Genomic DNA, 19463 nt, shown 5'->3' on the forward strand with positions numbered 1-19463 from the left:
GGAAGAAGTACAATACTTCTCCCTTTCTCGTTTGATATATGATTTAGAAAAGCAGCGACTCCATATCACACGGATATTCTGTAATTAATCGGCATCCATCAGATGTAATAAGAACAGTATCAGAGTGTCTAAAACCGCCAACCCCAGGTATATAAATCCCGGGTTCAATCGAGAATGCCATTCCTTCCTCTACCACATCATGATGGTCATAACGCAAAAATGGCTGCTCATGAGCTGATATACCTATTCCGTGTCCGGTACGGTGAATCGCATATTTTTCCAGTCCCGCTTTTTCAAACACTTCACGGGCAACACCATCTACCTCTGAAAATTTCACACCTGGCTTAATAAAATCAATCGCACGCTGCTGAGATTCTATCGCAGCCTGAAACGCTTTTTCCTGTTGGGAAGTCGGCTTTCCGACAATCACGGTTCTCTCTAACTCTGCTCGATATCCATTTAGCCCAACCTGTCTGCTGTGAATAATGACATCTCCCGCTTCAATTTTTCTTGTGTTGGAGAAGACGTGCGGCATGATGCTTCGTTTTAACCCGGAAGGTGACATAACCACAATATCAATAACTGAATCCGGATATTGGGCCGCAGTTGCTTCAAACAGGGCCGCATTTCCCGCTGCATCTATTTCCATTTCTGTAGTTCCCGCTTGAATTTGCGCTAATGACTTGCTTACTGCAAGGTTCACTAATTGTCCGGCCTGCTCCAGCATGTGAATTTCATCTTCATCTTTGATAAATCGCATTTGATAAATGAATTGCCCGATGTCAACTACCTGATAGCCTGATACCTGAAGATAGAGAAGAACCTCACCAGGAATAAAGGCTAAATCCACACCAATTTTTGATGATTTAGGACTTTGTTTTACCAATGCACTTATATGCTCCATATGTGATGTCTCATCCCTGCCAGCATCAGGATGCTCATAATAGACCAGCACATCATCTGCATGTGAATGTTCCATTGCATGGGTTTCTTCAAGGCCAGGAACAATCATGGCTGTCTTTTCCTGTAAATGAAAGATGATGGGCCGTGAATAAATTAAAGCTTTAAAATTCGTTAAATAAAATTGATGGTCAGGATTAAAGACAAATACAGCAGAAATTGCTTGTTCTTTCATATACTCTTTTAATCGATTGATTCGTTTCGTTGAATTCACGCTTTCCAACTCCTTTTAAAATACTTTTAGCTTGTATGATCTGTCGTAAGGTCTGCTGAGACATTTTTGTTTCTGGTTAACAGGCTGACAATAATGAGTGTTAAAACGGACAATGGCAAGGCAAACAGGACACTATTCCAATCTAAAGGCCGATCAAGGCCGATTTCCCAGATCATAGTTGCAGACCCACCCACAATCATGGAGCTGATCACGCCTGCTTTTGTGGCATTCTTCCATAATACGGTTGCCAGAATGGCAGGAGTTAAGGACGCTCCATACATCGTATACGAATACATTTGGATGGCCAGGACACTTGGGAAGAATTGCCCTAATACATACGCAAGTACCCCTAAAATCACGACAATGACACGGTTGTACCATAGAAGTTTACTCTCTGATAGCTTGCTTTTACTTGAGCGCTGGATTAAGTCACTAACGATATTTCCTGATGCTGATAACAGATAAGAAGTGGCTGTTGTGATAATAAAGGCAACGGCTGAACAGAGAATAAGCAATCCGACTACAAGGGGTACACCATCGATCGCAAGGGATAAAATGGCTGTATCGGGTTTTATGTCCGGAAAAAGCACAATGGAGGTAGTTGCTAAGATGATGGTTAAACTAATGACAAACACACTGCCAACAAAAAATCCGATCGTGGATTTCCGGGCTACATTCGGATCTTTTGCAGCGGAAAATCGCTGGTACATGTTTTGATCACCCAAAACGAGTAAAAACAATGGCAGGAAGAAGCCGAGAAGCTGAGGAAATGATAAACCGCCATTCCAGGTCTTATTCATTTCAGGCAAAGATAGAGATAATCCTTCAAATCCCCCAACTGCATTCAATGCAAAGGGAACCCCGAAAAGAAAGCCAATGATAATGAGAATGGCACTAAGTGCATCCGTATACGCAACTGAAAATAGACCGCCGCTTACGGTTAAAAAGATAACCAGTGCACACATAATAATGGCTCCAACTTCCAATGGAATGCCGGTAGTTAATTGCAGCACATAGGCTCCGCCTGTAAACTGATAAGCTGTTATTCCGACAAAGGCAAAGATGATAATAACGGATGATATATAAAGTGCTGTTTTTCCAAAGCGCCGTTCCAAAAGATCTGGTACTGTATAGATTTCAATCTGGCGGATTTTAGAAGCTATAAAATACAGAATGATCGCTCCAACAATTCCGCCTGACAGATTAAAAATAGCGGCAAACGGTCCGTATTGGTAAATAAAGCTTGCTCCGCCGACGACAGTTCCAGACCCGACAAACGTTGCCAGAAGAGTACCCATGACAACGAATAGAGGCAAGCTTCGGCCTGCAACCATGAAATCATCACTGTTTTTCACCGATTTTTTTGCGAAATACACACCAATCAGCGCCATCAGGATCAGATAAAGAATGACTGCAACTAAATAAGTGTTCAATAAGCTCACTCCTTTTACTATTTTTATATAAGGCTGTGTGGAAGCTTAAAGCAGATTTTATCCTGGAATAGTGATCCATGTTTCCTATTTACTTTTCTTGAGATGGTATCCAAGGGAGACCCCGCACTTGCAGAGCCCCGTTGCAGTTTCCGTTTCAGCTTACAGAAGACTTCAGCTGACCAAAACACCATTTTTCATAACCAGCTTGTCTCCCCGCAAACTATTTAAATCATTTAAAGGATTGCTGTCTACAATCAGCAAATCGGCAAACTTTCCTGGAGAAATACTGCCGCGCTGATCTTCAATCCCAAGGCATTCAGCGGCAACATTCGTAGATGCCTTTATGACTTCCATTTCCGACATTCCCGCTTCGTGCATAATCGCTAATTCATCATAATAATAGCGGGGCGGGGTTAATGGTGAGCCACAATCAGTACCTGTCGCAATCTTCACTCCGATTTGAACTGCCTCCTGCAGCATGGAGAAATGAGGTCCCACTACTTGCTTGGCTTTTTCAAGAGCATATGCCGGAATGTCCGGACTGCTTATAAGCTGTCTCATGACAGCCATTGTCGGCACTAAGAAGGTTCCCTGATTTTTCATGATTTCAAGAGCCTGACGATCTGCGTATATTCCATGTTCAATTGTGTCAATGCCGACCTCTAAACAATTCATGATTCCTTCAAGTCCATCTGCATGAGCAGAGACCTTCTTATTTTTCTTAAGTGCCTCTTCTTTTGCAGCACTCAGTTCTTCAATTGTTAATTGGACGGAACCAGGTTCTTCCCCTTTGGTATAAATACCGCCCGTTGCCATCACCTTCACCAGGTCCGCCCCTTCTTTAAGCACCCTTCTAGTATTCTTGCGGACTTCGTCCGGCCCGTCCGATTCATAGCCTAAATAATAAACATGTCCGCCTGTCATACAAATAGGTGCTCCAGAAGCAATAATGGTAGGTCCTGCAAGCAAGCCGGAATCAATGACATTTCTTACATGTAATACAGTGCGATCCGGTGCACCCAAATCTCTGACCGTAGTGACTCCTAATTTCAGTGTATCTAATGCATGCTTGTAGGCTTCCAAAGCAATCCTGTCATTTTCTTCGTTTTTTATGACAGATTGCGGGTCTGCACTGCCATTCCAAACGAGATGTACATGACAGTCAATCAGGCCGGGAAGTATATGTTTTCCGGTACAATCAATGACTTCAAACCCTTCTGTTTCACCTGGCTCCCCTCGCTGCACCTCTGTAATTTTCCCATTTTCAATCTTAATGTATGAATTCTCCACCACCTCATCATTTAGCCCGTCAATAATGCTGCCATTTATTAAGATCCATTTCGTGTTTGCCGGCATTGTAAAGCCCTCCTATTGTTTGATTATTCAAAATCATAACAATAGAAAGATTTTTTATCATTGTACACTACAAACAAAAAAGAGACAGTAATTTGTCCCTTTTAAACAATTCTATTGAAATTGATCTGCCTTCTGTTTATAGCTATGTATGGAAAATGCCAGCATCAGCATGGAATAATTGGATGGATTTTGAATATCTACCTGCATTATTTCGTTTATTTTCTGCAATCTGTACTTTACCGTATTTGGATGCACAAATAATTCACCGCTCGATTTTTGCAGATTGAAAAAATGTTTTAAGTATGTATACAGCGTTTCAGTTAAGGAAGCATTTTTTTCCTGATCATAGGCAAACAATGGACCCAGTAATTCTTCATCAAAGTTTTGAAACAAGTGATGGGATTGTAAGTTATAGGCTATTTTTTCAATCCCCATCTCATCCCAAAACACCAATTGTTCATCATGGATTTGGCCATGCAGCAGCCCAACAGATGATTGGTCATACATCGCTTTCAATTTACTGCAATGGTTCACCTCGTCTATCGCACTTACACCGATACGGATTCCTGGATAATCTGTCAGCATTTTTGCTAACCTGTCTCTGTCTAAAATTGAATCAATCACCCCGACAATTTTTCTGTTATAAATCCATAATCGGGAGTTTGTTTCATTTTCTATTAAACTCTCAGAAAGCATTTGAAGTTTTGACTGAAGTGTTTCCGGAGAGGAGGATTGTACCTGGAAAATGCATCTTACCTTCTTAAGATCCATATAAAAGTCAGATAGACTCTTATCATCGGACTCACCTTGAAAAATACCTTCAAGCATTTCGATATCTTTGCTTTTTTGATAGTGGAGCAATGTATTTTTATTATAAGCAGCTAAGCTTAAAGCACGAATACCATTCCTGATGACCTCTTCTGAATACTTATCCGCCGTTCCATTTTGACAAATTATCAAATATCCAAGAAAGTTCATCTTAGAAAACAGCGGGGCTACCTTGAAATTCTGTTCAGCAAGACCATCCATTTTCACTGCTATATTGGTTTCACGATTGGTGAAGCGCACTTTTAACACGTTCTCTTTATGCTGGTTTATGATTAAATTAATCAGGTGCTTAATCTCATCTCTGGTTTGCTCTTTCGTCTTCCAATATGCCATCAAATCAAAATACGGATCTAATACGCACACAACATTGTTTATATATTCTCCTATTACTTTTACAATCGAATTTAAATCCTTTTCCAGCAGAACAATTTCCATCAGTTTTTCATTTAATTTATGGATTTTCGAAGCCTGTTCATTTTCCCTTTGATTAACTAGCTTATTGTATTTTTCGTGGATGATATAGTAAGGGACCTCTTGGGGGATTTCAAAAAGCGGGAAAGAATGGGTATGGGAGTAATCAATAACTTCCTTTGGAATTGTTTTCAATGCTGCTGTATGAAAACCAATTGCACTGATTCCGATCTCCTGCATCCATTCTAAATGGCTAATCATTTGATTCACATCTTTAAATGCATGAAACGTAGTCATAACAAACCCTTTTTCTTTCATACGGGATGTTTTTTCTGTAAGCTCCATGCTGGTTAAATAGGCAATCTCTCTATTCATATTTTGCCTGCCGCCGCTCACCAGCAAAATATGATCCCTTTCTAACACATCAGCAAAGTCTTTGACTGTAATCATAAGATTCCCCCCTTTGGATAAATACTTATCTATGAATTTCTTATTTCTTTCAATAGTTAGATAATATTATAAAGGCAACTTATGATAAATAAAATGGATAAAACCTACTGAACATGTATGGGGTACAGCATTTGGCTGTACCCCATTATTAAGACCCTCAATCATTTACCGAATGAAGTACCCCACAAGAATCGACCCGGCACTATACACCAGCAATAAAGCCATTATCATGTTAAACTGATTTCTATACTTCGCCAGGAAGGATTGAAAAATCGATCCAAAAACACTCCAGCAAAAGGTGCTCAGGAAACCAACAAATGCAAGGAAAATGGAAAAGAATATCAGACTCGTATGTGAGGTATGGTATGGAAGGATAAAGGTTGATATCACTGTAACCCCATATAAGATCCCCTTTGGATTAATAAATTGTAAAAGCATCCCGATAAAAAAGCCGTTATGCTTATCATCATTATTGTTCTGGTCATCCGATTTACTTGTCATGATTTTATAAGCCAAAAACAGCATATAAATGACCCCAACGATGGTCATGATTAATTCAACCCTTGGAATGAATTGATGAAGCAATAGATTAAAATAGCTGCAAATTATCATTATGACAAAGAACCCTGCGCTTACGCCCAAACAAAATCGAATCGTATTTCTTAAACCGAACCGGTTAGCGAATACCATGGCCATAATATTGTTTGGACCTGGTGTAAAGCTGGTAACAAAAACATATAAGAAAAAAGATAATAAAGACACAGCTGCTTTCCTCCTCTGCATGTATGTTATAATGTACAGAAACGACAATATAACGATTTACTACATATTGTATATTATGGACGTTATATTGTACAGATGAAAGGAATGCAGGTATGGAGGAAATTCATTTAATTCTGGCTAAAAATTTAAAAGCATTTCGGGAAAACAAAAAATTAAGTTTAGAGAAGGTGGCCGAATTAACGGGAGTAAGCAAAACGATGATCGGCCAAATTGAACGGGGCGAATCAAGCCCTACGATCACAACCATCTGGAAGATTGCAAATGGTCTAAAGATCTCTTTTACCTCCCTGATTAATCATCCTCAGCCGGATACTCAAGTTGTTTTAAAGAAGGAAATTCAGACATTATCAGAGGATCATGGCAAGTATCGGGTATACCCTTACTTTCCTTTCGAAAACGATAAGCGATTTGAAGTGTATACCGTCGAAATCGACAAAGGTGGATACCTTAGCGCTGAACCACATATCGAGGGAACCGAAGAGTTGATCGTGGTCTTTGATGGGGAAATCACCATACGGGTGAATAATGATGAATATACGTTAGAAAGCGGTGACTCCATCAGATTCAAAGCGGATCGGCCCCATACCTATCATAATTCAGGGAAATCTTTGGCACGTGTCAGTATGATTTTATTTTATCCGGCAGAATAAATGCGTTGCTATGATTGGCGTAAATCCAACTGAAAGCTTAAATTGACAAACCCTTCCGTACAAAAAGCAGCCTCCCGGGGCTGCTTTCCTTTTGTCTTTCTCATACTGTGTATCTAACCAATAAAGTGTGTAATCTAAGGTTTTTCCAGTAATAGCGCAATTCCTTGCCCACCGCCTATACAAAGTGACCCAAGCCCATATTTCACATTCCCCTTCATTCATCTCCAGCGCCTGAGAATAACTAATTCGGGCTCCATTCGTTCCAACTGGATGTCCCAGAGCGATTGCGCCACCATTCGCATAGACGACTTCCTAATCTAATTTCAATTCTTTGATTACGGCTAATGATTGTATATAGGAATCGGTTAATGTTCCCCACAGCATATCATCAACCGGTTTGATAAAGAAAAGCTTACTGGTTTGCTTAACGTTGTGTAAGTGACATTATAATTGGCTGGATGTAAGGTCCTGCCATTTACTAAACCTTCGCCGTATATAAAAGAAAACAATAATAATTTTTCAGTCCATTGACACTCCTAATCTTTACGAATTTTTGGTATATTAACAGATGAGAATTTTTGGAAGGGGAGAAAAGAATGAATGAACTAGTGTTTAAACAGTTTGAGAAGACAAGAGGTTATTTTATTAAAAAGATCGAGTCCGTATCAAAGGATGTAGCAAGTATACAGCCAGACGGTTTTAACAACACGATCCATTGGCATATTGGCCATGTATTAACGGTCTGTGAACAGTTTATGTTCGGCTTTCCCCGCAAAACGACCCATATCCCTGCAAACTATATTGAATTATTTGGAAACGGTACTAAGCCGGCTGATTGGAAAGGTGATATACCTGAAGCAGATGAGCTCATTATCCAGCTAAAGGATCAATTGGCCCGGATCCAGCAAATTCCAGCTGGACGGTTAAATGAAAAGCTGGATAAACCATTTCTGGGACTTGAAACCTTTGGTGAATTAGCTGAATTTGCGTTGTTTCATGAAGCAAACCATTTGGGGCATATTCAAGCGATGGAACGGGTTATTCGTCATACAGAAGTAAAGAGCTAAAAAAGGAAAGATCATTTTAATTTTAGTCTTAAAAGTGACAAAGGGTGCCCATCGATATTACGTATATCACCATTGGGCATCCTTTCTTATCTAAATCTACTCTCTCGTCCCCAGAACATCTGTATTTGGCGGTTCATACCCTAACTGGCGGGCCATCGCCATTATCTGTCCTTTGTGATGGTATTCGTGAGTGACAGTATGCATGAACAGTTTTCGAGGAGTCATTGAAATCTCCTCCGTTGATTCTCTCCAAGGAATAGGCTGCACGATTGACTCATCCATTCTTTGAGAAAATGCCTCAAGAACTTCATACACATAAGCATCTGCTTGTTCAAACAGTGTCCTGATTTCCTCGATACCGATTGTCGGAATGTTTTCTCTAGGCGTGATAGGCTCCTTCGTTTTTAATAAAACAAATGATCCTAGCCAGCCATGATAACAATTCGCTATATGAACAAGTGTGTCTCGCACACTCTGCCAGCCGAATCCCATTTCACACGTAAAATCTTTTGGATCCATTTTACTGCAAAAGTCCAAAAGCACTTCTCGATTCTCTTTGACCCATTCATATTCCTTCCGCTCCATTGTATCCAACCTCTTTTCTTTCTACTCTTTACTTTGCCAGGAACCCTGGACTTTTCGAATATAGATGATCTGTCCAATATGATAAGTGTTATGTGAGCACAAATTTGATAACGCCCACCACCAAAGCGCGTCTACAGGAAAATCGGGGATTTATTCATGCAATTTTGATTCCGTGGCTGCCTCAATCTCATTTTGCCACTAAGCTGATCCCTATTCTAATCGTTGTACAAGATCTTGCCATTTCATTTCGGTAAAACCTTCAGCAGAAACCAAAAACACTTAAACGGCCTTAGCCCTATGGAATATAGAGCTAAAGCTGCCTAAAGCTTTTTTAATATTTCCATGTCTACTTGACAGGGGGGTCACATGAAAATGCATTACTAAACTGAGGGACAGGCACTCATTACTGCTCCTTTTCCTTAAAAAACAATTGTTTTGTTTTCATGAACAATAATCCGGTCTTCTAAATGCCATTTAACCGCTCTGGCAAGAACACTTCGTTCAATAGAACGTCCGCTCTTTTTTAGATCATCTATATGATCCCGGTGGTCAACACGCTTGATATCTTGTTCAATGATTGGTCCTTCGTCAAGATCGTTTGTAACATAATGAGACGTTGCCCCAATTATTTTTACTCCGCGCTGATGGGCTCGATCATATGGCCTCGCACCAACAAATGCAGGAAGGAAAGAGTGATGAATATTAATGATCTTGAATGGATGAGCCCCCACAAAGGCTGGCGTCAAAATTTGCATATATCTTGCTAAGATGATTAAGTCAATATCAAATTCTTTTAAAAGCTGCAGCTGTCTTTCTTCAACTTCAACTCTATTTTCTTTACTTGCTGGTATGTAAAAGAATGGAATATGCAAGGATTCTGCAATCTCTCTTGCTTCCTCGTGGTTGCTCACAATAAGAGCGATGTCGGTAAGCAAATCACCACTTTGCCATTCCCATAACAGCTCACGTAAACAATGAAGTTCTTTTGATACGAAAATGGCTGTCTTCTTCAATTCATAAACAAATGCTAATTTCCATTCCATTGAAAATGTTTCTGCGATTTCCTTAAATTGACTCTTCAACTCTTCTTCCTTCGACTGTAAACCAGGACATTCAAACTCGATTCGTATAAAAAAGGTTCCACCCTCTGGATTTGTCGAATATTGACTCGATTCAATAATATTAGCATCATGCTGGAACAGAAACCTGGATACAGCAGCCACAATACCCGGTTGATCAGGACAATTGATAAGCAGCCGCCCCCTGTTTTTTTGACTTTCTCTAAATACTTGAAGTTGTTCTTGAATAGATGAATTCATATGAATCTCCTTTTTTAATTTTAATAACTATAATAGACTTATTGGTTTGGATTTAAAAGCATATTTTTATTTTTTATCAAGTTATTTATTTGGGTTTATGGGATAGTAAACATGGAGTAAAGCTGAAGTCTTGGTGCCAGCCCTTTCAATGGAATGTCTACGAAAGAGCTACTCGAATAAGCGGCAGCTCTTTTTTATCTAAAAGATTGTTGTTTTTTATGATTTTGTGATTAAAAAACAATGAGTGAGAAGAGGTTGATTTCCACTCCAGGATGCTCAGCGAACCGCGGGGCGGGGGCGGTGTGCCTCCTCGGCTCGCAGCGCCTGTGGGGTCTCACCATTTTAAATAGGTTAATGATTGGATTCGACCTTACAGAGAAGGGACCGTGTCTATCCTGCAAATAATAAAGGTGCCCTACTACGGTGAGTGAATTCTTAAACACACCGAGAGTTTTGCACCTCTTGGGCAGTCCAATGGAATCTTCCATCATACAGATACATGTCAAAAACGGTTCCCTAGCTTTCTTCCTGAAAGCAAAAGAACCGTCCTTAGTTTCTCATAATCACATTCCAAACTTCTTCAGCCTTTTATAAAAAGTACTTCGTGGAATGCCAAGGAATTTTGCTGCTGCTGTTACATTTCCATTTGTCCGTTTTAAAGCGTCCAGCATTAAATCCCTTTGGATTTTCTCACGTGTGTTTAAGCTTGTTTCTTCCACTTTGCCTTCTTCAAACGGATTCGCTGAAGCGGAAGAATAATTCAAGTTTAATAGCTCTGGAGGCTGTTCTAAAATGGTGTAGTCTGACTGTTGTTCTGGGAGCATGATGTGCAGCCGTTCGATCAGATTGGTTAATTCCCTTATGTTTCCTGGCCAGTCATAGTCTCTTAATCTGGTAATCAGATCTTGGATGTCTATGCTGCCTATGCTCCAATTGTTCTTTTGGCAAATATGCTTAATGAGATGCGGGATATCTTCTTTTCTATTTCTTAAGGGCGGAACATCGATTGGATATACATTTAACCGGTAATAGAGGTCCTCACGGAATTCTCTCCGTTTTACAAGGTCTGTAATGTCACGATGTGTCGCCGTTATGATCCGGACATCCAAAGAAACTTCTTTGGTTCCGCCAATAGGGGTGACTTTCCTTTCCTGAAGGACACGCAGTAAAGCTACCTGCATCGTGTGCGGAATTTCACCAATTTCATCAAGAAAAATCGTCCCCCTTTGAGCCTGTTCAAATTTCCCTTTATTTCCTTGACGTTTTGCCCCGGTAAAAGCCCCTTCTGCATACCCAAAGAGTTCACTTTCCATCAGGTCTTTAGGAATAGCGCCGCAATTCAACGAGATAAAAGGGCCGTTTTTGCGAGGGCTGTTATCGTGAATGGCCCTTGCAATCAACTCTTTGCCTGTACCCGTTTCCCCTGAGATAAATACGGTAGCATCTGTTGGAGCAACGAGTTTCACTTTCTTTAATGTGTTCTGGAAAATCTCACTTACTCCACATTCCCCTTTAAATACAAAGGAGTCTGCTGGTCTTGAGGGAAGGAAGCAAGCTTTTTGATGAGCCACATTCACTTCAGACAGGAAAAGGCAGATTCCATTCATACAGTTGTCTTCCTTTGTATAGAAAGGCATTTCAGACTTGATCCGGTATCTGTTATGCAGTAATTCCTGCAGATTCATTCCAATGACCTGCGGTATTTTCTCACGGATGGGTTTACTTGCGGATATGATTTGTTTGTGCTGATTACACACGATGAAGAGCTGGCTGTGATGGGTCTCAGCTAATTGGGAAGCTTGCCGGACCATGGTGATTTCTTTTCTGTGGGATCTCTTAATTAATTCTTTTTCAATCGCATAAGCAATGGAAGTAACCATGCCAATCATAAAAGGGTGAGATTGCTCTACGGGACATGAAACATCGATGACTCCAAGTAATCTTCCATGGTCGTCCATAATGGGAGTGGCAGAGCAGCTCCATTGATGAGAAGCTACAGAATAATGCTCAGGGCCCTGAATCATGACTGCTTCTTTTGTTGCCAATGCCGTTCCGATTGCATTGGTCCCGACAGCGCCCTCAGTCCAGCGTACGCCTTCCATAAAGTTAATTCTGCTGGCATCCATTAAGGTTTTTTCATTCCCTAATAGGGATAATACATATCCATCAGGATCGACCAATAATGCCATCATGCCAGAACTTTTTATCATCGGTTCCATCTTTTTTAAATACGGGTCAGTCATTTCGATAAGCAGTGAATTTTGAGCTTTCTTATTATGTAATTCCTCTTCAGTTAATAAAGGCATGCCTTTATTCAAATATGGGTTTACTCTTTCTTTTTTACATCGGTACCAGGATTCCAAAATTCGTTTGTCTAATCGTGATTGGTCAAGAACACCTTCATGAACAAATCGCTTCCAAGTATCAAAATAAAAAGTAGTATCCATGGAGCCCCCTCTATTCAGAAAAATTTTCCGGCATACATTTATTTCATTTGAACATGAGTCTCTGAGTGTTAATAGGCATTTTTCAAGTTTATTATATTAAATTATGTATCCGCTTTCAATAAAAAGCGGTTCCTTATTATGAATATTCAAAAAAAATAAACTTCGCGCATTAGCACGAAGCCTGAAATGATCTTATAATGATGGATCTACCAATATTTTAATTTGGTTTTTATTTTTCGTGAGTGCTTCAAACCCTTCAGTAACGATTTGATCAAGGGAAATTTTTTTTGTGATGAACTCTGTTGCTTTCATTTGCCCATTTGCAAGCAATTGAATAACTTGCGGGAAGATGTTTCGATAAGCTATGATACTAGTCATCTTTCTCTCTGTTAAAATAAATTGGTTTACCGGAATGCTGGCAGGTTTTTCCCATATACTGATATTCACTACATTCCCTTCCGGTTTTGTCGATTCAATTGCGGTATGAATAGCAGCCTCGATGCCAGCTGCCTCAAATGCAACATCAACTCCAAGCCCATCAGTAAATTCTTTTATGGCTTGAATGGGGTCACTTTCTAAAGGATCCATGACAAGGTCTGCTCCAGCCTGTTTTGCAAAATCCCTTCGTTCCGGGGAAACCTCGACTGCAACGATTTTACTTGCACCCGCTGCCTTAGCTGCTTGAATAACCAACAAACCGATTGGCCCTGTTCCAATAACAGCGACTGAATCCCCAATCTTCATGTCACTTTGGCGGACAGCGTGAACGGCAACAGCTGCCGGCTCAACTAGAGCTGCCTGTTCCCATGTCATATGGTCCGGAATTTTATGAATCATCTTAGATGGCACCACACTGTATTCTGAAAAGCCGCCTAATCCGCCGGAAAGACCGATAAAACCTAAATGTTCACAAACATTATAGTGTCCTTTACGGCAAGAGCGGCATGTTCCACAGCTGTAAATCGGTTCTACGCACACGCGGTCCCCCACTTCTATTCCAGTTACATCTTCCCCAACGGCAGCGACCACCCCGGCAAACTCATGACCCATGACAATCGGCGCCTTGTCCTTCGATATGGGGTGGGGTTCTTCTACTGGGATAAAAATGGGACCGGCCAAATATTCGTGCAAATCTGACCCGCATATGCCACAATAAGAAACCTTTATTTTCACCTGATCCTTTTCAAGAGAAGGCTCAGGAATTGTTTCCAAACGGATATCTTTTGTGTTATACCAAAGAGCAGCTTTCAATCAAATCCCCCCTTTTATACATGAACAGCATGACCAACAGCACTTAGCAGCGCTTCATGAACGGCTTCAGAAAGGGTTGGATGGGCGGCGATGAAATTTTCCATCAGGTCTGCTGTCAATTCTGCATGAAGCATGACAGCTCCTTGCCCAATAAGCTCTGTTGCATGAGCTCCCACGATGGAAATTCCGACGATTTCCCCGAATTCCGGATCGATCATAACCTTTACTTTTCCAGCCTGTTCATTGGCGATTAGCGCCTTGCCATTTGCCGAGAATGGAAACTCACCCATTCTGATATCACCATATTTTTCTCTCGCCTGCTTTTCTGTTAAGCCAACACTTGCGATTTCAGGTGATGTGTAAATACAGCGGGGAACAGCGCTGGCATGAACCACCGCATCCATCCCGCAGGCATTTAAAGCCGCCACTTTTCCTTCATGGAAAGCCATATGGGCAAGCTGTATTCCACCGACTATGTCACCGCATGCATAAATGGAAGGGATGTTTGTTTGCATATGGTCATTAACATGGATCCCCTGATGGGAAAAGTCAACCCCTACACCTTCTAAACCCAAGTGATTGACTCTAGGCTTGCGGCCAACGGAAACGAGAACCCGATCTGCCTGAATTTCATGGAGTCCCTTATCGTCTTCAATGAATGCTTTCTTCCGGGCTGCTTCCAAATACTTGAGAGTAGCAGAAGTGTAAATCGCTGCGCCGTCTTCTTCAAGCTGTTTATGTAAGACCCTAGCGATATCCTCATCTTCGCCTGGAAGGAGCTGACCCTCCATCTCGACAATGGTCACTTTTGTGCCCATTCTGCTGAAAATACTGGCAAACTCACAGCCTATTACACCACCGCCGACAATCAGCAGCGAGGATGGAATCGACTGAAGCGACATTGCCTGGCCGCTATGAATCACCCATTCCCCATCAAAGGGGGCGAAGGGCAATGGGGCAGGTTCGGAACCTGCCGCTATGATTATGTTATCGGCCTTCATTTCTTGCTGATTTCCATTGCTCACAACTTGCAGAACCTGACTTGTCTTGAAAGAGGCCGTTCCTTTAATTACCTTCACTTTATTTTTCTTCATTAAATATTGAATCCCTTGAACAAGAGTTGAAACGATCCTGTTTTTACGATCCTGGACCGCATTCCAATCAATTTCTATTAGCCCAGATGGCAGACGAATCCCAAACTTATTGGCATGATATAGCTGGCTGTACACTTCAGCACTTTCTAACAGAGATTTTGTAGGCATACAGCCCTCATTTAAACATGTTCCTCCAAGAGGCCCTTGGTCAATAATGGTCACTTCCTGTCCCTGCTGGGCAGCCGTAATGGCAGCTACATATCCAGCAGGTCCACCTCCAATAATGGCGATCGATCCCAAAGCATTCCCTTCTTTCTATAAAAGCATCGTAACCGGCTCTTCCAAAAACTGTTTGACTGTTTGTAAAAACGCTGCTGCCGGTGCTCCATCAAGGACACGGTGGTCAAACGTCAGACTGAGAGGCAGGATGCTTCTTTTTTCTATTGTTTCCCCCTTAAAAACCGGCGTATCATAGACAGCTCCGACCCCAAGGATCCCTGATTCCGGCGGATTTAAGATTGGGGTAAAATGTTCCACACCGTAAGAGCCAAGATTACTGATCGTAAAGGTAGATCCCTGCATCTCCTCGCTGCTCAGCTGCCCAACTCTTGCCTTCTGTGCCAACGTTTTAATGCTACTTGACAATTCAACGAGTGAACACTTTTCAGAATGGCGAATAACTGGAACAACTAAGCCCTTATCAATAGCAACTGCCATTCCAAGATGCACATGCTTAAATAAATGGATTGTTTCATCGATATAGGCACTATTCATTTGCGGATGCTGCTGAAGCGAAAGCACCACTGCCCGAGCGATAAAGTCAGTCACCGTCAGTTTATTCTCATAACGGTTTTGTACCGTTTCGGCTGTTTGCTTCTGCAATGAGATTAATTCCGTCACATCCACCCTCATGTTTATCGTCAGCTGTGCGGTCTGCTGCAGGCTATCATGCATTCTGCCTGCAATAACCTTTCGAATGCCAGAAACCTTCATTTCCTGGGCCTTTTCAGCTGTTTCCAAGGCGGGTTTGTCCATTTGCTTCTCTTCTGCCTTTTGCACACGGGATTGTTTCAAAGCTTCCTGGACATCTTCCTTTGTAATTCTTCCTCCAGGTCCTGTGCCCTGGATTTCACTAATATTGATGCCGCCCGCTTCTGCCATTTTTCTGGCTACTGGAGAGATTTTTACGCGGTCTCCACCGGTTTTCACCTGCTTGCTCTTCTCTGGTGTTTCTTTTACTGGAGATTCGGCAGCTGCTTTAGTCTCCTCAGTTTGTACAGAGGCACTCACCGGAGCAATTTTTTCACCAGGATGGCCGATATAACAAATAACAGCTCCCGGCGGGACTCCTTCCCCTTCAGGAACGGCAATTTCCAATAATGTTCCTTCTGCTGGAGATTCTACATCAATTTCAATTTTTTCCGAGCTGACACTTGCAATCGGTTCTCCTTTTCCAACCCGATCCCCGACCTGCTTGTTCCATATGGATACCGTTCCTTCCTTCATAGCCATTCCCAATTTTGGCATTACAACTTCTACTGACATGGTTATCCCGCCTTCCCATTACACTTCAAGAGGTGTTCCTAATAACTCCGATACCACTTTCACCACTCGTTCTGCTTTTGGCAGATAAATATCCTCAAGCGGCGGAGAGAATGGTACGGGAGTATGAGGAGCTGTGATCCGTTTGATTGGTACATCAAGGTAATCGAATCCTTTGTCAGCCACCAGTGCGGCTATATCTGTCGCTATACTGCACCTAGGATTCGCTTCATCAATCACAATGAGTCTATTTGTCTTTTCTACTGATGAAAGAATCGCTTCTTCATCCAATGGCGAAAGGCTCCGCGGATCGACAACTTCAATTTCAATTCCTTTTTGAGAAAGCTGTTCCGCAGCCTCCAATGCGGTATGAACCTGCTTCCCTATGGCTACAACCGTCACGTCTGAACCTTCCCTTTTAATATCTGCTTTGCCGATTGGAATCGTATAATAGCCTTCCGGGACATCACCTGTCATGTTATAGAGGGTCTTGTCTTCAAAAAAGATGACAGGGTCATTATCTTCGATTGCAGCAAGCAATAAACCCTTTGCTTCATATGGGGTTGATGGAACGACCACTTTCACACCAGGGATTGCAGTAAATAGTGCATATAAACTTTGAGAATGCTGGGCAGCGGCTCTAAATCCGGCGCCATGCATCGTTCTGATCGTGACCGGAACCTGGGCCTTTCCGCCAAACATGTAACGGAATTTTGCCCCCTGATTTAAAACCTCGTCCAAGCAGCTGCCGATAAAATCATTAAACATTAATTCGGCAATGGGACGCAGTCCGGTAGATGCAGCAGCCATCGCTGCTCCCATATATCCCGCTTCCGTAATCGGTGTATCTAAAATCCGCTCCCGCCCAAACTCCTGGACAAGACCTTTCGTGACCCCAAGCACACCGCCCCATGCATCTTCATCCTGCAAGTGGTCCACCTGGGCTCCGCCGGCAACATCCTCACCCATTAGAATGACATTCTCATCCTTGCGCATCGCCAGTTTCATAGCCTCATTGATGGCCCCTGACATACTTACCTTTCTTGTCATGAAAGACTCCTCCTTTTATTTAAAGTGTTCTTTAGTCAAAACATTGTCTTGTATACTCTTATAACTAATAAGAGACATATACGTCCGTTAACAGCTCGGATGCATTCGGATATGGACTTTCTTCGCTGAACTTTACAGCCTGATTCACTGCTGCCTCAACAGATTCTTCAATTGCCTCAACTTCACTTTCAGCAAGCAGCTGCTCATTCAACAAATGATTTCTAAAGAGGAGAATGGCATCTTTATCCTGCTTGTGCTCTGCTTTTTCCTGATCTGCTTTGTAGGTTTGGGCGTCTCCCTCAAAATGGCCATAATTCCGGTATGTCACACATTCAATCAGTGTCGGACCTTCCCCGCGTCTTGCCCGCTGAACAGCTTCTTCAGCAGCCTGGTAAACAGCCAGAACATCCTTCCCATCCACCTTGATGCCAGGAATATTGTAGGCAATTGCCCGGTCCACAATGGACTTACAGCTCGATGCATACGAAAATGGCGTTGCTTCCGCATATCCATTATTTTCAGCAACAAAAACAACAGGAAGCTTCCAGATCGCAGCCAGATTAATTCCCTCGTGGAAAGTCCCATGGTTCTGGGCACCGTCACCAAAGAAGCAAACGCTTACATTATCAGTCTTTTTATACTTGGCTGTTAGTGCTGAACCACAGGCGAGCGGAAATCCTCCACCTACAATTCCATTGGCTCCAAGCATGCCTTTATCAAAGTCGGCAATATGCATGGAACCTCCCTTTCCTTTACATAGCCCTGTGACTTTTCCATAAATTTCAGCCATCATCCCATCCAAATCACAGCCTTTCGCAATGCAGTGCCCATGTCCGCGATGGGTGCTTGTTATGCTGTCCTTGTCATTTAAATGCGCACAAACCCCAACAGCGACCGCTTCCTCACCTGCGTATAAATGAACAAATCCCGGCAGGATTCCCTTTGCAAACAGCTCATGAACTCGATCCTCAAACTGACGGATCTCAACCATTTTTTGATACATCCACTGGGCTTTCTCCTTTGATAAAGCTACATCTTTACTGCTTTCCAATGCTTTCATTCTTTCAGCCTCCTTGGAAAAATAGATTTCAACTAAATTAATTGCAAGAACCGTGCCAAGATAGTAAGCCGCTAAATTCAGCAATTTTGTATAATTTTGCTCGAAAAAAATAGACAAAACGAGACAGTGTCTCGATTTGTCTACTTATGTTTCTACTAAAAAGGATTTCTATTTTGCAGACGGAAGAAGCCAGCCAGCACCAAAGAGAGCAGCATCCATCATGGCTTCGAGTTCTAATTTCTCTTTGGCTTTAACAGTTGATTTTTGCTTATAGAGCTGAGAAAAAAAATAAATGAAATTGCTTAAAATATTTACTAAAATAAAACATTTCACCTTTGGTGTTTTTGGTATAATTTAGTAATAAATTCAAAGGTGGTTACTATGAACTATTTTTTAAGTTTTATTCTAGCTGTATCTCTTACTTCATTGTCTTATTTTTTCGGCAGTATCCTTACAAAGAATGCTATTTCTGTTCTAGCAGCATTCATAATTGGTACTTCAGTAGTATCGTTAGGATCCATTACGGAGGCATTAGGTGCCCCCATCTGGTTAATTGTTTTAATTCCTTTTCCTGTTGGGATGTTTCTGCTCTATCTTTTTATGAAAAAACCTTTGCCTATTTGGTTTCTTACCTATATAACAACATTAGCTTTGTATTCTGTCATTCACATCATAATGAGTTACTTTTTTAACTTCCACTCATTAATTCCTGCTTGGAAATTGTCGTAATTTAACGGTAATCCTCTTGGATTCCCTGAAACCTGGCCACTCTGTCATTGAAGTTATGAATTGGTGCAAAGGGAAAGCTAAGATGCAGACTACTTGGAAAATTTATTTCATCTCCTTTATTCGTGCCAAAAAAAGAAGTCAATAATACTGGCAATTCTGTGAAAAAAACGTTCAAAAAATAGACAAAACGAGATAATGTCCCGATTTGTCTATTTTTATTTCTATTCATAAGGG

Annotated in this window: 17 protein-coding genes and 1 pseudogene; 3 read left to right on the top strand and 15 right to left on the bottom strand. The window is 41.6% G+C overall.

Annotated features, from left to right (window positions below; all coding sequences use genetic code 11):
* Positions 1 to 43: 43 nt before the first annotated feature.
* From AC0VZ9_RS16225 to AC0VZ9_RS16245, 5 genes are all read right to left on the bottom strand, one after another.
* Entirely contained in the window at positions 44 to 1174 is a 1131-nt protein-coding gene (locus tag AC0VZ9_RS16225; RefSeq protein ID WP_475396464.1) for a M24 family metallopeptidase, read from the bottom strand.
* Between the two features lie 26 nt (positions 1175 to 1200).
* A complete protein-coding gene (locus tag AC0VZ9_RS16230) occupies positions 1201 to 2607 on the bottom strand; it encodes a sodium:solute symporter family protein (RefSeq protein ID WP_252245062.1) in 1407 nt (468 codons plus the stop codon).
* 171 nt (positions 2608 to 2778) lie between these two features.
* Positions 2779 to 3963 (bottom strand): metal-dependent hydrolase family protein, encoded by a 1185-nt coding sequence (locus AC0VZ9_RS16235; protein ID WP_475396465.1) that lies wholly within the window; start codon positions 3961 to 3963, stop codon positions 2779 to 2781.
* 111 nt (positions 3964 to 4074) lie between these two features.
* Positions 4075 to 5652 (bottom strand): helix-turn-helix domain-containing protein, encoded by a 1578-nt coding sequence (locus tag AC0VZ9_RS16240; RefSeq protein ID WP_475396466.1) that lies wholly within the window; start codon positions 5650 to 5652, stop codon positions 4075 to 4077.
* A 165-nt stretch (positions 5653 to 5817) separates the two neighbouring features.
* Complete coding sequence (locus AC0VZ9_RS16245) at positions 5818 to 6414, bottom strand: LysE family transporter (RefSeq protein WP_475396467.1); 597 nt, start codon at positions 6412 to 6414, stop codon at positions 5818 to 5820.
* Positions 6415 to 6527: 113 nt separating this feature from the next.
* Between AC0VZ9_RS16245 and AC0VZ9_RS16250 the strand changes: the two genes are divergently transcribed.
* Positions 6528 to 7085 carry a helix-turn-helix domain-containing protein gene (locus AC0VZ9_RS16250; RefSeq protein WP_009333902.1) on the top strand — a complete coding sequence of 186 codons (558 nt, stop codon included), beginning with the start codon at positions 6528 to 6530 and terminating at the stop codon, positions 7083 to 7085.
* Here AC0VZ9_RS16250 and AC0VZ9_RS16255 read toward each other — a convergent pair.
* Entirely contained in the window at positions 7065 to 7370 is a 306-nt protein-coding gene (locus AC0VZ9_RS16255; RefSeq protein WP_475397509.1) for a hypothetical protein, read from the bottom strand. The two genes, AC0VZ9_RS16250 and AC0VZ9_RS16255, sit on opposite strands and share 21 nt — an antisense overlap.
* A gap of 311 nt (positions 7371 to 7681) precedes the next feature.
* On the opposite strand from AC0VZ9_RS16255, the gene AC0VZ9_RS16260 reads away from it, so the two are divergent.
* Positions 7682 to 8152, top strand: a complete 471-nt coding sequence (locus AC0VZ9_RS16260) for a DinB family protein (RefSeq protein ID WP_386850153.1) — start codon at positions 7682 to 7684, stop codon at positions 8150 to 8152.
* A 96-nt stretch (positions 8153 to 8248) separates the two neighbouring features.
* Here the strand turns inward: AC0VZ9_RS16260 and AC0VZ9_RS16265 are convergent, their stop codons facing one another.
* From AC0VZ9_RS16265 to AC0VZ9_RS16305, 9 genes and pseudogenes are all read right to left on the bottom strand, one after another.
* Positions 8249 to 8737, bottom strand: a complete 489-nt coding sequence (locus AC0VZ9_RS16265; protein ID WP_475396468.1) for a DinB family protein — start codon at positions 8735 to 8737, stop codon at positions 8249 to 8251.
* Between the two features lie 21 nt (positions 8738 to 8758).
* Positions 8759 to 8878, bottom strand: a pseudogene (locus tag AC0VZ9_RS16270) (DinB family protein); the annotation flags it as partial.
* Between the two features lie 278 nt (positions 8879 to 9156).
* A complete protein-coding gene (purU, locus tag AC0VZ9_RS16275; protein ID WP_192908804.1) occupies positions 9157 to 10056 on the bottom strand; it encodes a formyltetrahydrofolate deformylase in 900 nt (299 codons plus the stop codon).
* A gap of 563 nt (positions 10057 to 10619) precedes the next feature.
* Entirely contained in the window at positions 10620 to 12503 is a 1884-nt protein-coding gene (locus AC0VZ9_RS16280; RefSeq protein ID WP_475396469.1) for a sigma-54-dependent Fis family transcriptional regulator, read from the bottom strand.
* Between the two features lie 192 nt (positions 12504 to 12695).
* Positions 12696 to 13754 (bottom strand): 2,3-butanediol dehydrogenase, encoded by a 1059-nt coding sequence (locus tag AC0VZ9_RS16285; RefSeq protein ID WP_019382247.1) that lies wholly within the window; start codon positions 13752 to 13754, stop codon positions 12696 to 12698.
* 14 nt (positions 13755 to 13768) lie between these two features.
* Positions 13769 to 15148 (bottom strand): dihydrolipoyl dehydrogenase, encoded by a 1380-nt coding sequence (gene lpdA, locus AC0VZ9_RS16290; protein ID WP_475396470.1) that lies wholly within the window; start codon positions 15146 to 15148, stop codon positions 13769 to 13771.
* Between the two features lie 15 nt (positions 15149 to 15163).
* Positions 15164 to 16393: a dihydrolipoamide acetyltransferase family protein gene (locus tag AC0VZ9_RS16295; protein WP_475396471.1), complete on the bottom strand. Its 1230-nt coding sequence runs from the start codon at positions 16391 to 16393 to the stop codon at positions 15164 to 15166.
* Between the two features lie 18 nt (positions 16394 to 16411).
* Positions 16412 to 17440: an alpha-ketoacid dehydrogenase subunit beta gene (locus AC0VZ9_RS16300; protein ID WP_475396472.1), complete on the bottom strand. Its 1029-nt coding sequence runs from the start codon at positions 17438 to 17440 to the stop codon at positions 16412 to 16414.
* Between the two features lie 64 nt (positions 17441 to 17504).
* Entirely contained in the window at positions 17505 to 18500 is a 996-nt protein-coding gene (locus tag AC0VZ9_RS16305; RefSeq protein ID WP_009333893.1) for a thiamine pyrophosphate-dependent dehydrogenase E1 component subunit alpha, read from the bottom strand.
* Positions 18501 to 18881: 381 nt separating this feature from the next.
* On the opposite strand from AC0VZ9_RS16305, the gene AC0VZ9_RS16310 reads away from it, so the two are divergent.
* Positions 18882 to 19229 carry a hypothetical protein gene (locus AC0VZ9_RS16310; protein ID WP_192908810.1) on the top strand — a complete coding sequence of 116 codons (348 nt, stop codon included), beginning with the start codon at positions 18882 to 18884 and terminating at the stop codon, positions 19227 to 19229.
* Positions 19230 to 19463: the final 234 nt, after the last annotated feature.

This window comes from Cytobacillus sp. QJM3NY_8, from assembly GCF_056173585.1.

Bases quoted from the DNA above. Each gene is read 5' to 3' on its own strand.
- purU (WP_192908804.1), bottom strand. From the start codon at position 10,056: ATGAATTCATCTATTCAAGAACAACTTCAAGTATTTAGAGAAAGTCAA.
- AC0VZ9_RS16240 (WP_475396466.1), bottom strand. From the start codon at position 5,652: ATGATTACAGTCAAAGACTTTGCTGATGTGTTAGAAAGGGATCATATT.
- AC0VZ9_RS16250 (WP_009333902.1), top strand. From the start codon at position 6,528: ATGGAGGAAATTCATTTAATTCTGGCTAAAAATTTAAAAGCATTTCGG.
- AC0VZ9_RS16265 (WP_475396468.1), bottom strand. From the start codon at position 8,737: ATGGAGCGGAAGGAATATGAATGGGTCAAAGAGAATCGAGAAGTGCTT.
- AC0VZ9_RS16295 (WP_475396471.1), bottom strand. From the start codon at position 16,393: ATGTCAGTAGAAGTTGTAATGCCAAAATTGGGAATGGCTATGAAGGAA.
- AC0VZ9_RS16300 (WP_475396472.1), bottom strand. From the start codon at position 17,440: ATGACAAGAAAGGTAAGTATGTCAGGGGCCATCAATGAGGCTATGAAA.
- AC0VZ9_RS16305 (WP_009333893.1), bottom strand. From the start codon at position 18,500: ATGAAAGCATTGGAAAGCAGTAAAGATGTAGCTTTATCAAAGGAGAAA.
- AC0VZ9_RS16310 (WP_192908810.1), top strand. From the start codon at position 18,882: ATGAACTATTTTTTAAGTTTTATTCTAGCTGTATCTCTTACTTCATTG.
- AC0VZ9_RS16260 (WP_386850153.1), top strand. From the start codon at position 7,682: ATGAATGAACTAGTGTTTAAACAGTTTGAGAAGACAAGAGGTTATTTT.
- AC0VZ9_RS16235 (WP_475396465.1), bottom strand. From the start codon at position 3,963: ATGCCGGCAAACACGAAATGGATCTTAATAAATGGCAGCATTATTGAC.
- AC0VZ9_RS16280 (WP_475396469.1), bottom strand. From the start codon at position 12,503: ATGGATACTACTTTTTATTTTGATACTTGGAAGCGATTTGTTCATGAA.